Annotated in this window: 11 protein-coding genes; 3 read left to right on the top strand and 8 right to left on the bottom strand. The window is 51.5% G+C overall.

The annotated features are described in order from the left end of the window. Window positions 1-253: 253 nt before the first annotated feature. From sseL to glpA, 4 genes are all read right to left on the bottom strand, one after another. Window positions 254-1276 carry an SPI-2 type III secretion system effector deubiquitinase SseL gene (sseL, locus tag ACLD4K_RS05005; RefSeq protein WP_411011479.1) on the bottom strand — a complete coding sequence of 341 codons (1023 nt, stop codon included), beginning with the start codon at window positions 1274-1276 and terminating at the stop codon, window positions 254-256. Between the two features lie 423 nt (window positions 1277-1699). Continuing rightward, window positions 1700-2890 carry an anaerobic glycerol-3-phosphate dehydrogenase subunit GlpC gene (gene glpC / locus ACLD4K_RS05000; RefSeq protein WP_001285726.1) on the bottom strand — a complete coding sequence of 397 codons (1191 nt, stop codon included), beginning with the start codon at window positions 2888-2890 and terminating at the stop codon, window positions 1700-1702. Continuing rightward, a complete protein-coding gene (gene glpB, locus ACLD4K_RS04995; protein ID WP_411011478.1) occupies window positions 2887-4146 on the bottom strand; it encodes a glycerol-3-phosphate dehydrogenase subunit GlpB in 1260 nt (419 codons plus the stop codon). Before glpB ends, glpC begins: the two co-directional genes overlap by 4 nt. Next, window positions 4136-5764: an anaerobic glycerol-3-phosphate dehydrogenase subunit A gene (gene glpA, locus ACLD4K_RS04990; protein WP_411011477.1), complete on the bottom strand. Its 1629-nt coding sequence runs from the start codon at window positions 5762-5764 to the stop codon at window positions 4136-4138. Before glpA ends, glpB begins: the two co-directional genes overlap by 11 nt. 272 nt (window positions 5765-6036) lie before the next feature. Here glpA and glpT point away from each other — a divergent pair, with 272 nt between their 5' ends. Continuing rightward, a complete protein-coding gene (gene glpT, locus ACLD4K_RS04985) occupies window positions 6037-7395 on the top strand; it encodes a glycerol-3-phosphate transporter (RefSeq protein WP_000948740.1) in 1359 nt (452 codons plus the stop codon). Between the two features lie 4 nt (window positions 7396-7399). Further along, on the top strand, window positions 7400-8470 hold the full coding sequence (gene glpQ / locus ACLD4K_RS04980; RefSeq protein ID WP_000858946.1) for a glycerophosphodiester phosphodiesterase: 1071 nt from the start codon (window positions 7400-7402) through the stop codon (window positions 8468-8470). 115 nt (window positions 8471-8585) lie between these two features. Here glpQ and ACLD4K_RS04975 read toward each other — a convergent pair whose 3' ends face one another. Then, window positions 8586-9464, bottom strand: coding sequence for a LysR family transcriptional regulator (locus ACLD4K_RS04975; protein ID WP_000176721.1), 879 nt, complete (start codon window positions 9462-9464; stop codon window positions 8586-8588). Between the two features lie 161 nt (window positions 9465-9625). Here ACLD4K_RS04975 and ACLD4K_RS04970 point away from each other — a divergent pair, with 161 nt between their 5' ends. Then, window positions 9626-10816: an MFS transporter gene (locus ACLD4K_RS04970; RefSeq protein WP_000660250.1), complete on the top strand. Its 1191-nt coding sequence runs from the start codon at window positions 9626-9628 to the stop codon at window positions 10814-10816. A 1-nt stretch (window position 10817) separates the two neighbouring features. On the opposite strand, the gene yfaE is transcribed toward ACLD4K_RS04970, so the two are convergent. From yfaE to nrdA, 3 genes are all read right to left on the bottom strand, one after another. Next, window positions 10818-11072 (bottom strand): ferredoxin-like diferric-tyrosyl radical cofactor maintenance protein YfaE, encoded by a 255-nt coding sequence (gene yfaE, locus ACLD4K_RS04965; protein ID WP_000533921.1) that lies wholly within the window; start codon window positions 11070-11072, stop codon window positions 10818-10820. After that, window positions 11072-12202, bottom strand: a complete 1131-nt coding sequence (gene nrdB / locus ACLD4K_RS04960; protein ID WP_000332026.1) for a class Ia ribonucleoside-diphosphate reductase subunit beta — start codon at window positions 12200-12202, stop codon at window positions 11072-11074. The genes yfaE and nrdB overlap by 1 nt, the downstream gene beginning before the upstream one ends. Window positions 12203-12314: 112 nt before the next feature. Next, window positions 12315-14600: a class 1a ribonucleoside-diphosphate reductase subunit alpha gene (gene nrdA / locus ACLD4K_RS04955; protein WP_001076491.1), complete on the bottom strand. Its 2286-nt coding sequence runs from the start codon at window positions 14598-14600 to the stop codon at window positions 12315-12317. Between the last annotated feature and the right edge of the window lie 112 nt (window positions 14601-14712).

The following is a 14712-nucleotide window of genomic DNA, read 5'->3' as shown; positions in this document are numbered from 1 at the left end:
TTGAAGTATGAAGGGTATAGAACTTTTAGTGGGAAGGCCTGGCCTTCCCACCCTTATATACTTATAAATTCTTCGCAGGGCATCATTTCAGGATAAGAGCCTATCCCACCAGGCGTAATTGTTGAAGCCAGTTTGGGGCTAGCCAGCGCGCAGAAACCGGAGCGTACACGTAGTACGTGAGGATTTTGAGCACTGCCCGGTCCCAAAATGGCGAATAAAATAGCCTAATGGGATAGGCTCTAAGTACTCTCCATTACTGGAGACTGTATTCATATATTTGTCGCCGGGTTTTGATGTTAAATAGTATTTGTTCCTCTACTGAAAGCGTTAAGAAATTTTCCGCAAATTCTCGTAGTATGGTAACAGGATCGTTTTGCCCGGCATTCGATAAGAGTTGAATTACATGGTAACAAAATAGACCACAGCCGTTGGGTACATTCTTTTGTAAATTCATTTCAATAAAATCAACCCCATCGCTTTCTGATATGCCTGCAATTTTTGCTGCTTCTATAATATCTTGCTTAGTATTTTGATTTAAATCATGATAACTGTTAAAAATAAGGCATTTTATTTTTTCCGCAAGTTTGTAAAATAAGCAGATAATCCAGTGATTTCCTGTATTTATCAGGAAGACTTCATTGTCTGATAATCCTGATTGAGCAATCTTTTCAAGTAACTGAGTGCTTAACATATTTTCTTCGGTGGTAGGGTGAATAAGCCCAATAGGATAGTTTACCGAGAGAAGAGATGACTCTTGAACCAGACCTGGCGTTGCAGCTGCCAGCTCATCTGACGACAACATTCGCGCGCCACACCAAAGATTATCAACTCCGACTTGTTCGTGAACTGTCTGAGCGTACTGGTTGCCCATAATTTGATATGCTATTTCTATTTGTTCAGAAAGGTTGGTTGTCGCGGAACCGACCATATAAAGCAATCTGGAAGGGATATGTAGCTTTTTCCAGTCAGTATTATTTTTTGTTATATCGTTATTAGCAATTTGATGTAATACAAGGCAAGCCTGATTGATTTTTTTATCTATATCTGGTGAGCCCAATCTTTTTCCGCTAAAGAGATCAAAAAGAAATTTCTCAACTCTATGTCCCAGGTCATCGTTGCGTAACGCAAGATTGCATAACAGATCAATACAATTCTGATCACCGTTCTCTACTGCGCTAAACAACAACGCAAGCGTCTCATCGCTCACATTTCCTGTATATAAGCTGTGAAATTGCGGTATGCTCAATCGGTAAAGTGAATTTACACATATATTCATTTTGCTCTGTTTCCTGATAGGCGAGAGTAGCGAATATTGTAATGTATAATTATTTTAAAAAATATTATTGCTGGTGGGGAATATATTACATCAGGCATAGACCTGATTTTCTTATTATTCACATAACCCCCAATTATTATTGGGGGTATTCAGTTATTCCCCCTCTTTAAAGGGAGCTGGTAACGCGTCGATGCAAGAGATATTGCTCTATAACAGTAACGTCGTTATCTGTCATGACCCCGTGAGTTAGCGGTCATGGTTGACCAAATAGGGCAGGTTATTGCAAAGAGACATCCGTGTTTATACCCAAAATAATGCGTAGCCAACACATAAGCAACTTGAAGTATGAAGGGTATATGTCTGATGGAAAATCGGTCCGGGTTATCAGGGTAATGGCGCCGGAGGGGTTCCGGCGCTATTTACTTAGCCGAGCGCCTGGGCCAGTAGCGTAATGGGGTGTTCGCAGCGTTTGCTTGTAGACATCTCAATTTGCCACTTACAGGTTTCACAATCGGTGACGACAATGTCGGCGCCGCTCTCTTCAATCTGGCGGAACAGCGGCGCGCCGATGGACTGTGATGTCGGATAGTTTTCCTTTTTAAATCCATACGTACCGGCAATGCCGCAGCACTGTGAATCAAGTACCGTCAATTCAAGCCCCGGAATTTGCCGCAACAGTTCAAGCGTGTAAAGCGTCCAGCCCATTTTTTCCATATGACACGGCGTATGGTAGACCACTTTCAGCGGCAAAGGATTAAGCGGCAGCGTTTTCCCGGCATCCAGTTTGCGCCATAGCCAGCGGGTGGCCAGCTCGATATGTTCGCGCAGCCCGGCGTTGTCCACGTCCAGCACTTCAGGATATTCATCGCGCAACGCAAACGTACAGGTGGATGACGTGGCGATGACCGGAATACCTTTGACGGCAATCGCCTCGCGTAGCGACTCCACATTGCTGATAGCCTGCTTGCGAGCTTTATCCGTAAAACCGTTAGCGATCAGCGGTACGCCGCAACACTTCTCTTTACTCAGTAACTGTACGCCGGTGCCCATTGCGTTCAGCACCTTAATCAGATCTTTTCCGAGCTGCGGATGGTTGTAATTCACAAAACAGCCATGGAAAAAGGCGACCTGATCTTTGTATTTAGCCTGCTGCGCCGCCACGCTACGATACCAGCGGCGGAAGGTGCCGAAAGAGTATTTTGGTAAGGTGCGGCGATGATCGATTTTGAGCGCGTAATCAAGCAACTGGCGCACTGGCTTTAATGCGGTGGCGGTATTGACCACCGGCGCGAACGGCGTTGAAACGCTGCCCATCAGATCGGTATGGCTGAGAATAAAGTTACGCAATGACGGGCGCGTCGTATCGTATTTCGCGCGGGCGCGCTGGATGATATCGCCAATCTTCACGTCCGACGGACAGGCGACCTCACACCGTTTGCAGTTAATGCAATATTTCAGCGCCTCATCATACAGCGCGCCGTCTTTCAGACGCAGGCGTTCGCCATCCGGTCCGGCCTGTTTAGGGCCAGGGTAGCCAGGATTAACGCGGCTGACCGGGCACGCGGTGGTGCACACCGTACATTTAATACAACTTTCAAAACGTGTGTCGCTCATTGCTGTTCTCCTGCACGCTCAGCGATATGGTGCGCGGCCTGGAGGGCGCTGACTGCGCAGACGCCGCCGCCGCATCCCTCAGCTATAGGATCGAATCCCGCCAGCACAGAACCTATTGCATACAGATTTTCTACCGTGTTGCCCGCAAGGGAGGGGCGGAAAGCGTCATCCGTCACGACGCCAAACTGCTGCCAGGGCTGTGGGTCGAAGAAATGTTGTTGATACCATTCGGCGCGGGTGGCCGTTTGCTGTACGTCGAGCCCTAAAATAGGTTCGCGGATCCCTTCACGCTCGGCAACCAGACCGCTACTAAAGAAGCTACCGCTGGCAAGTACGGCAAAACGCGGGCGCAGTGGGATATCGGCATGGTTGCGGGTCCATATTTCGCTCACGGTACCGCGACGGCAGGTGACTTTCTTCACTTCATCGCCCGGCATCCAGATGCCGCCCTGACGAACAAACTGGCGCTGGAGCTGATTGTGCAGACGAATACCGAGCACCGATGGCGGCAGCGTCGGCAGCAGCGTGAGCGCGCAGGGCAGACGTTCGTTAAGCCAGCGCCACAGCGTATCGTTCGCCAGCCCGAAACAGGCGGGCATGATGATCATGTCGCAGTTTGTCGCTATTGGCGACAGCGCGTCGTACAGCAGCGGCCATTTTTCTTCGTTATCAAGCAGACGCGCAATATTGACCGCGCGAAATTCCGTCGGGTTATCACGCAGTACGTCCAGTTCCGGAAGGTCGATTTCTGCGGTTTCCACGTTGAGATCGCGTTGACGCAGCGACGCTGCCGCAAGGTGCGCCTGGAAATCCAGTAATCCGCTAACGCCGACGACGCAAACTCGCTGTGCGGATAACGGCCAGACCGGCACTTCCGGCGAGCTAAGCCAGGTTGAACGCAATGTGCCAAGTGGCGTTACACGCTGGTGCGCCTGCTGTACATCACCGTATAACTGCGCGCCGCTGGCGTTAAGTAGCGTTTGCGCCTGTTGCGCCAGCGTAAGGACTTTTTGCGCGCCCAAACGCGAATAAGGATGTTCAGGCGCCTGGCGGCGCAGCGCATCAAGCCCGGCGGTAATGTCGGTCACCGGTTGGCCGTCGGGCAGGGCGCTGAGCAGATCCAACGAGCCGGAGGAAAAATGCAGCGCGCTTTGTCCGCGGGTGACGATGGCGCAGCGTAATCCATGCTGCTGGAGTTGCAGTCCGCACAGCAAACCGGCGAGACCGCCGCCCATAATAACCGTATCAAATTTCATCCTGGTGCTCCTTCTCCAGACCGCATAATCCCTGATAAACCCAGCGCGTGAATTCGCTTTCGCGCAGCGCGTCTCCCCAGGCGACAGGTTGTACGCCTTTCCAGCGCTCATTCAGAAATTCAGAGAGTTGCGTAATAGATTGCGCCGCGGTCGTCACATTAAAACGCTGCAATAGCCCGGCCGCGCGGCAGGCGCACAGTTCGCCCTGGCAAGTGCCCATCCCTACGCGGGTGCGACGGCGCAGATCCAGCAGGCTGTTCACGGTTAAGTTTTCGACGGCATACTGCACTTCCCCCGCCGTGACGGCCTCGCATTCACAGACCAGGCTACGGTGTTGGCGGCCTTCGCTCAGCCACCCCGGCGTGCGATCGCCATGCCGATAAACCGCCGATCCGCGTAGCGGCGCGGGAAGCGAGATAATGCGTTTCAGCGTATGTTCCGTAGACTCTTTTGAGCCAGGCAACGGCGTATCCGCCGTGATGCAGGGGCGGGTATTGCCCAACTTGCGGCACACGGCATCGGTCGCCCATTCCGCCATCAGGCGGTAAGTCATTAGCTTCCCGCCGGTAATGGTAATGAAGCCTTCAAGCCCGTCGCGTTCGGCGTGGTCGAACAGCACAATACCGCGGCTGACGTTACGACCGCTGGGATCGTCATCGCTGGCCACCAGCGGGCGGACGCCGGAATACGCGCGCAGAATACGCGTCTTCGCCATGACAGGAGCCAGTTTTTCCCCTTCACGCAGCAGGATATCTACTTCATCTGCGGTGACGCGGTTGCTGTCTATCTCATTGTAATCAATATGGGTAGAGGTGGTGCCGATCAGTGAAATCGTATCGCCAGGTACCAGAATGTCGGCATCCGATGGTTTCCGGCAGCGGTTAATGACATGCTGGTTGATCCGATGGTCCATGATCAACAGCGAGCCTTTCGCCGGGAACATGCGAATACTCAGGTCGGCGTATTCGGCGATCCGTTGCCCCCAGATACCTGCCGCATTGACCACCACCGGCGCGTGAAGCGTCTGGGTTTCGCCAGTGAGATGGTTGCGCACATGGACGCCGCAGACCGTTGTGCCTTCACGAATGAGCCCGGTCACTTCATGCGCCGTTAACACGATTGCGCCATGTTCTCTGGCATCCAGCATATTGGCGGCGGTAAGGCGGAAAGGGTCCACGGTGCCATCCGGCACTTTTACCGCACCGATGAGCGCAGGGTTAACGGAAGGTTCGATGATGCGAGCCTGCTGCGGATCGATGGCTTCAGCGCGAATGCCTGCCGCTTCACAGGCGCGAATAAAGGTGGCCTGAAACGCAAGATCATCTTCCGGCAACGTAATAAACAGACCATCCGTCGGTTCGACGCAATGGCGGGCGATCCGTTTTAAAATCTGGTTTTCACTAATGCACTCGCGCGCGGATTCCGCATCGGTAACCGCATAACGAGCGCCGCTGTGCAGCAGCCCGTGGTTACGCCCGGTCGCGCCGGTCGCTATATCATGCCGCTCCACCAGAATGACACGTAAACCGCGCAGCGCGCAGTCGCGGGCGATCCCTGCGCCTGTTGCTCCACCGCCAATGATAATCACGTCACTTGCTTGCGAGTCGCGAGTTTTCATTGTTTTTCCTCACAGTTCGTTTTTTATCATTTAGCCATACAAATCATATGAAATGTTTGATTTCGCGCATAATCGCTCATTATTCGAAAATGAAACGTGATTTCGTGCGCCTTTCTGAACATTATTCATAAATCTGTAACAATATGTGCTGTAATTCACATTAACGTGACGTATCTTTACTTAACATCCCGGCCACACTGGGAGCAGCGGGGTTGTTTGAACGAACTGCGGTGTTTACTTCTAAATAAAATACGGGCCACGGAGGCTACAATATGTTGAGTATTTTTAAACCAGCGCCGCATAAAGCGCGCTTGCCAGCGGCGGAGATTGATCCGACCTATCGCCGATTACGCTGGCAGATTTTCCTGGGGATATTCTTTGGCTATGCCGCGTATTATCTGGTGCGCAAGAACTTTGCCCTCGCGATGCCCTACCTGGTAGAACAGGGTTTTTCACGCGGCGATCTGGGCTTTGCGCTGTCCGGGATTTCCATCGCTTATGGTTTTTCGAAATTTATAATGGGTTCGGTGTCCGATCGCTCGAATCCGCGCGTTTTTCTGCCGGCAGGGTTGATTCTGGCCGCAGCAGTCATGTTGTTTATGGGCTTTGTGCCGTGGGCGACATCCAGCATCGCCGTGATGTTTGTACTGTTGTTCCTTTGCGGCTGGTTCCAGGGGATGGGGTGGCCGCCGTGCGGACGTACGATGGTTCACTGGTGGTCGCAGAAAGAGCGCGGCGGCATTGTGTCGGTCTGGAACTGTGCGCATAACGTCGGCGGCGGGATCCCGCCACTGCTGTTCCTGCTGGGGATGGCGTGGTTTAACGACTGGAAAGCGGCGCTCTATATGCCAGCCTTTGGCGCGATTGTGGTGGCGCTGTTCGCTTTCGCAATGATGCGCGATACGCCGCAATCCTGCGGTCTGCCGCCTATCGAAGAGTATAAAAATGACTATCCGGACGACTACAACGAAAAAGCGGAAGAAGAGCTCACCGCGAAGCAAATCTTCATGCAGTACGTACTGCCGAACAAATTACTGTGGTATATCGCTATCGCCAACGTGTTTGTCTACCTGCTGCGCTACGGTATCCTCGACTGGTCGCCAACGTACCTGAAAGAAGTGAAACATTTCGCACTCGATAAATCCTCCTGGGCATATTTCCTCTATGAATATGCCGGTATTCCAGGCACCCTGTTGTGCGGCTGGATGTCAGACAAAGTCTTCCGCGGCAACCGTGGCGCGACGGGCGTATTCTTTATGACCCTGGTGACTATCGCGACCATCGTTTACTGGATGAACCCGGCAGGAAACCCGAACGTTGATATGGCTTGTATGATTATCATCGGCTTCCTGATCTACGGCCCGGTAATGTTGATCGGTCTGCATGCGCTGGAACTGGCGCCGAAAAAAGCGGCGGGTACGGCGGCGGGCTTTACCGGTCTGTTTGGTTATCTGGGCGGTTCTGTCGCTGCAAGCGCCATTGTGGGTTATACCGTTGACTTCTTCGGTTGGGATGGCGGCTTTATGGTGATGATTGGCGGCAGCATTCTGGCGGTAATCCTGCTGGTGGTCGTGATGATTGGCGAAAAACGCCATCATGATGAGCAGCAGTTAAAACGCAACGGAGGCTAATAACATGAAAACCACACTGAAAAATCTTAGCGTGGCGTTGATGTTGGCAGGAATGGCCATCGGAAGCGGCGCCGTGGCGGCTGAAAAAGTCGTTATCGCCCACCGTGGCGCCAGCGGTTATCTGCCGGAGCATACGCTACCGGCGAAAGCGATGGCGTATGCGCAAGGGGCAGATTATCTGGAACAGGATTTGGTGATGACAAAGGACGACCATCTGGTCGTCCTCCATGACCACTACCTTGACCGGGTGACTGACGTCGCAGACCGTTTTCCGGACCGGGCGCGTAAAGATGGGCGCTATTACGCTATCGATTTTACGCTGGATGAAATTAAATCCCTGAAGTTTACTGAAGGGTTTGATATTGAAAACGGCAAAAAAGTACAAACTTATCCGGGCCGTTTCCCGATGGGAAAATCTGATTTCCGCATTCATACCTTTGAAGAGGAAATTGAATTCGTTCAGGGATTAAATCACTCTACCGGTAAAAATATCGGTATTTATCCGGAAATTAAAGCACCGTGGTTCCATCATCAGGAAGGGAAAGATATTGCCGCGAAAACGCTGGAAGTGCTGAAGAAGTATGGTTACACCGGCAAGCAGGATAATGTCTATTTGCAGTGTTTTGATGTCGCTGAGCTGAAACGTATTAAGAATGAACTGGAACCCAAAATGGGGATGGATCTCAATCTGGTTCAACTTATTGCGTATACCGACTGGAATGAAACACAGCAGAAACAGCCGGACGGTCGTTGGGTAAATTACAACTACGACTGGATGTTTAAGCCGGGCGCTATGAAGCAGGTGGCGGAATATGCGGACGGTATTGGTCCGGATTACCATATGCTGGTCGCGGAAGGCTCAACAAAAGGGAATATCAAACTGACTGGAATGGTGCAAGACGCGCATCAGAATAAGATGGTAGTGCATCCTTACACTGTGCGTGCCGATCAATTGCCGGACTATGCCACAGACGTTAATCAGTTGTACGACATCCTGTATAACAAGGCGGGCGTCGACGGGCTGTTCACCGACTTCCCGGATAAGGCGGTCATGTTCCTGCAAAAAAATGACTAAAGGTTTGCCATAGTCGAAGTGAAGCGCCGGATGAGGGCATAAACGCCTCATCCGGCCTGGCGCAACGTTTGCCAGCGCAGGTCTGGTAAACGCAATGCCATCAGGCGGTATTGTTTTATAGCAAACCCTCATCGGTCAGTGTTTCCATACATTTTTGTAATAAAAATAGCGGACTTCCTTCTACCGGCGGTTCTTTTGCTAACAGGGAAATTTGTCGATAAAAGGTGGGTTCCAGCGCCACGGAGCATAATTTTCCTGTCGTGGCTTTTAAGGTTAATTCTGGCAATAAGGCGATGCCTAATCCCTGGCGAATAAAATTCAGCGCAGTATCGGGATGGTTAAATTCATATTTAAATATCGGCTCAATCCCCTTTTCTTTAAACAACGCCATAATGCTTAATTCATAACGACCTTTACTGACAATAAGTGGTTCGTCCATCAGTTCTTCGACTGTTACTGTACTGTTGGTCGCCAGGGGATGATTTTCAGGCACCACTACGGTGAATTTATCCCGGTAAATGGGGACGCAATACATACCATTGACCGGGAAAGGAACGAAACCGGCATCAATACTTCCGTCCTGCAGCGAATCAATAATAGCCGTACTGTTCTCTTCATAAGGGATAATTTTTACATTTGGATGATGGCTTTCAAAATAGCGAATGACGCCGGGTAAAATGCAGGCGCAGGCGCTGGGAAAACAGCCAATCCGTAGCGTACGGGCCGGGTTCTTTTTTTCTTGTTCGGCAATCTCTTTTACCGCGTTGACGTCGCGCTGGATCGCGCGTAAGTGCCTGACGATGCGGCTACCGGCGGCGGTAAGCTCAATCTCTTTACGACGCTCACGAATCAATATGTCAACGCCGAGCTCCTCCTCAAGCGCGGAGATGGCCTGGCTGACGGCGGATTGCGTCATGTATAGCCGTTTGCTGGCCTCGGTAAATCCGCCGTACTCCAGTACGGCAAGCAGGGCGTGGATTTGGGTTAGTGTCATTAGTAAAACCTAATTAATATAATTAAAACGATTAATTTTTCTAATAGAGTGCACTTGTTTATACTGCGATTCTATCGAATACATCACATTTTGACGCACCTGATAGGTGTTCAGTTGAGCTGAGCGTTGCCTGCGTGCGCCATCTGAACGGGTCGTTAAGAATGAAAGAAAAATTATGGACGAAGGATTTTTGGGCAATAACCATAGTTAGTTTTATTATCTTTTTTGTTTTTTATGTACTGCTAACCTTATTACCCATTTATATCGCTGACCGCCTGCATGCTTCTGCAGATAAGGCAGGATTGTTAGTGACATGTTTCCTGGCTGCGGCAATTGTTATTCGGCCGTTTGCCGGACAGTGGGTGGGAAAATATTCGAATAAAAAGATTCTGGTGCTCTCTTCTCTGGCTTTTTTGGTGATTACCGCGCTGTATCCGGTTTGCCATTCCATTGAGTCGCTGCTCTTTATCCGCGTACTTCATGGGATTACGTTTGGTGTTATTACCACGGTAAAAGGAACTATTTCAGCGCGGTTGATTCCGGCCTCCCGACGTGGAGAGGGCATCAGCTTTTTCTCTTTAGCGATGGGCCTGGCGATGGTCGTAGGACCGTGGATCGGTTTGAATATGGCCCGCTGGAACGCGTTCACTGCCGCATTCTGGCTTTGTTCCGCTGTAGCGGTGTTAGGGATTTTGCTTTCCCTGATTGTGACGGTCCCTCCGGTAATTCGTCATGCCGATGGTTCGAAACCGAATCTGGGTTTTGCCGCGATGTTTGACCGCGCCGCCTTGCCTTTTGCGCTGGTCACCTTTTTTATGACTTTCTCCTATGCCGGCGTGTCGGCTTTCCTGGCGCTGTATGCTCGTGAGCTGGATTTAATGGCGGCGGCCAGTAATTTCCTGCTGTGCTACGCTATTTTCCTGATGATATGCCGTACCTTCACCGGGAATATTTGTGATAAAAAAGGGCCGAAATATGTTGTTTACCCATGCCTGTTGGCTTTTACCATCGGTCTGGTGGCGCTGGGCTACACCAATGGCAGCATCATGATGATTATTTCCGGCGGGCTAATTGGTATCGGCTACGGTTCGGTCACGCCGGTTTTCCAGACGCAAATTATCAGCTCGGTTGAACCGCATAAAATCGGCGTGGCGAATTCACTGTTCTTTAACGCGATGGATGCCGGAATGGCGATTGGCGCCTTTATCATGGGAATGATGGTTGAGTCGGTTGGCTATCGTATGATTTATGTCGCTGGCGCGGTGCTGGTGGTGCTCGCTGGCGCACTGTATGCCGTGCAGATGAAAAAACGTGGCGCGATGCCTTTGGTTTCCACCAGCGAGTTGCACTGAGTTACATCTCTATTTCGATATCGCCTTTTGCCCTGCAGCAGCAGGGCAAAATCTCTCCCGGCTGGATAAACGCTAAAGGTTCCGTAATCCAGTCAACCTGACCGGCAACCAGCCGGGTACGACAGGAGCCGCAATACCCTTCGCGGCACTGATACTCCACCTCAACGTTATGCGATTCCAGCGCGGCCAGCAGAGAAGGGTGTTCATCCTGGCACAGCAGTTGTGTGCCAGTGATACGCAGCGTGACGCGTCCCATCAGAGCTGGAAATTACTCAGATCGTCGGTATCGACTTCCGAATCGATTTGTCCGACCAGATAAGAGCTAACTTCCACTTCCTGTGGCGCGACCTGAACGTTATCGGACACCAGCCAGGTATTGATCCACGGGATTGGGTTGGAGCGGGTCTGGAACGGCAGATCCAGCCCCACCGCCTGCATACGAATATTAGTAATATATTCAACGTATTGACACAGGATATCTTTATTCAGGCCGATCATCGAACCGTCGCGGAACAGATAGTCCGCCCACTCTTTTTCCTGCTGCGCCGCCTGCACGAACAGGTCATAACATTCCTGTTTACACTCTTCGGCGATTTCCGCCATCTCCGGGTCGTCCACGCCGCTACGCAACAGGTTCAGCATATGTTGTGTGCCGGTCAGATGCAGAGCTTCGTCACGGGCGATCAGACGGATAATTTTGGCGTTGCCTTCCATCAGTTCACGCTCGGCAAATGCGAAAGAGCAGGCGAAGCTGACGTAGAAGCGGATGGCTTCCAGCGCGTTCACGCTCATCAGGCACAGATACAGTTTTTTCTTCAGCTCACGCAGATTCACGACAACCGTTTTGCCATTAACGGTATGGGTGCCTTCACCGAGCAGATGCCAGTAACTGGTCATCTCAATAAGTTCGTCGTAGTAGGCGGAGATACCTTCGGCGCGCTTCTGAATTTGCTCATTGGTCACGATATCGTCAAAAACGACCGCCGGATCGTTGACGATGTTACGAATAATATGGGTGTAGGATCGTGAGTGGATCGTCTCAGAAAACGCCCAGGTCTCTACCCACGTCTCGAGCTCCGGGATGGAAATGAGCGGCAGCAGGGCGACATTCGGGCTACGCCCCTGAATGGAATCCAGCAGCGTCTGGTATTTGAGGTTGCTGATGAAGATATGTTTTTCGTGCTCCGGCAACGCCTGATAGTCGATACGATCGCGGGAGACGTCGACCTCTTCCGGACGCCAGAAGAAAGAGAGCTGTTTTTCGATCAGTTTTTCGAAGATGTCATATTTCTGCTGGTCATAGCGTGCAACGTTGACCGGCTGGCCAAAGAACATGGGTTCCTTGAGCTGATCGTTTTTCGTCTGTGAAAAAGTGGTGTATGCCATTGAAGTGAATCCTTTATGGGATGAGCGCCGGATGGCGGCGCAAGCGCCTTATCCGGCCTACAAACCGTACAATCGTAGGCCGGGTAAGCATAGCGCTACCCGGCACTATTCATCAGATCTTACAAGCGCCGCTTTCGCAGCCATCGTCCTGAATAGAAGGCGCCAAATCGTCCTGCGCATCTTCCGCGCCGTCGCGGGTATTTTGATAGTACAGAGTTTTCACGCCAAACTTATACGCGGTGAGCAAATCTTTCAGCAGTTGCTGCATCGGTACTTTTCCTGACGGGAAACGTGACGGATCGTAGTTGGTATTGGCGGAAATCGACTGATCGATAAACTTCTGCATGATACCCACCAGTTGCAGATAACCGTCGTTGTTCGGCATCTCCCACAACAGTTCGTAAGCGTCTTTCAGATGCTCATAATCCGGCACGACCTGACGCAAAATACCGTCTTTCGAGGCCTTGATGCTGACGTAGCCGCGCGGTGGTTCGATACCGTTGGTGGCGTTGGAGATCTGGGATGACGTTTCCGACGGCATTAGCGCCGATAGCGTGGAGTTACGCAGACCGTGGGTTTTGATCGACTCACGCAGCTGTTCCCAGTCGTAGTGCAGCGGTTCGTTGACGATCGCATCCAGATCTTTTTTGTAGGTGTCGATCGGCAAAATGCCTTTTGCATAGGTGGTTTCGTTGAACCATGGGCAGGCGCCTTGCTCTTTCGCCAGTTCGTTGGACGCTTTAAGCAGATAGTACTGAATGGCTTCAAAGGTTTTATGCGTCAGATTATTGGCGCTGCCGTCGGAATAACGTTTACCGTTTTTCGCCAGCCAGTAGGCGAAGTTAATCACGCCAATGCCCAGCGTACGACGGCCCATTGCGCCGCGTTTGGCTGCCGGAATCGGGTAATCCTGATAATCGAGCAGAGCATCCAAAGCGCGTACTGCCAGAATAGCCAGTTCTTCCAGCTCGTCCAGAGTTTTAATGGCGCCCAGATTGAATGCTGACAGCGTACACAACGCAATTTCGCCGTTTTCATCGTTAACATCGTGCAGCGGTTTGGTTGGCAGGGCGATCTCCAGACACAGGTTAGACTGGCGTACCGGGGCGACAACCGGGTCAAACGGGCTGTGGGTGTTGCAGTGGTCAACGTTCTGGATATAGATACGACCGGTAGAGGCGCGTTCCTGCATCATCAGGGAGAACAGTTCGACCGCTTTCACACGCTGTTTGCGGATGCTGTCATCGTTCTCATATTTCACGTACAGGCGTTCGAATTCGTCCTGGTCGGCGAAGAACGCATCGTATAGCCCAGGCACATCGGACGGACTGAATAGCGTAATGTCGCCGCCCTTCAGCAGGCGGGTATACATCAGTTTGTTGATCTGTACGCCGTAATCCATGTGGCGTACGCGGTTGCCTTCCACGCCACGGTTGTTTTTCAGCACCAGCAGGCTTTCCACTTCCAGGTGCCACATCGGGTAGAACAGTGTCGCCGCGCCGCCGCGCACGCCGCCCTGCGAGCAGGATTTCACCGCCGTCTGGAAGTGCTTGTAGAACGGGATGCAGCCGGTGTGGAAGGCTTCGCCGCCACGAATCGGGCTACCCAGCGCACGAATGCGTCCCGCGTTGATGCCGATACCGGCGCGCTGAGAAACGTATTTCACGATAGCGCTGGAGGTGGCGTTGATGGAATCCAGACTGTCGCCACACTCGATCAGTACGCAGGAGCTGAACTGACGGGTTGGGGTACGCACACCGGACATGATGGGTGTCGGCAGCGAGATTTTGAACGTAGAGACCGCATCGTAAAAACGTTTTACATAGTCAAGACGCGTTTCACGCGGGTAGTTCGAGAACAGGCAGGCCGCTACCAGAATATAAAGGAACTGCGCGCTTTCATAGATTTCGCCGGTTACGCGGTTTTGCACCAGATATTTCCCTTCTAACTGCTTAACGGCAGCGTAGGAGAAGGTCATATCGCGATCGTGAACGATAAACGAATCCATCTGCTTGAACTCTTCTTCCGTGTAGTCTTCCAGCAGATGATTGTCGTATTTGCCAAGCTCAACCATTTTTACCACATGGTGGTAAAGTGCGGGCGGCTCAAACTGGCCGAAGGCTTTCTTACGCAGGTGGAAAATCGCCAGACGTGCAGCCAGGTATTGATAATCCGGCGCATCGCGAGAGATCAGGTCTGCGGCGGCCTTAATAATAGTTTCATGGATATCGGAGGTCTTAATCCCATCATAAAACTGAATATGCGAGCGTAGCTCGACCTGAGAAACCGATACGTTATTCAGTCCTTCTGCCGCCCAATCAAGCACGCGATGAATTTTGTCGAGATTGATGCGCTCAGTACGGCCGTCACGCTTTGTCACCAGCAGACTCTGATTCATGTGGTTTTCTACCTGTTTACCTGTCCGTGAAAGAAAAAATATCCCCCCGCTTATCCACAACGCCACGTTGTGACTAACTCTGTGGATAAATACTATATATAGGGGGTAATCG

Origin of the sequence: Salmonella sp. 741265055_HSA (assembly GCF_046569525.1) — a bacterium.
Lineage (GTDB): Bacteria > Pseudomonadota > Gammaproteobacteria > Enterobacterales > Enterobacteriaceae > Salmonella > Salmonella enterica.
This window is presented reverse-complemented; position numbering and strand designations above follow the sequence as displayed.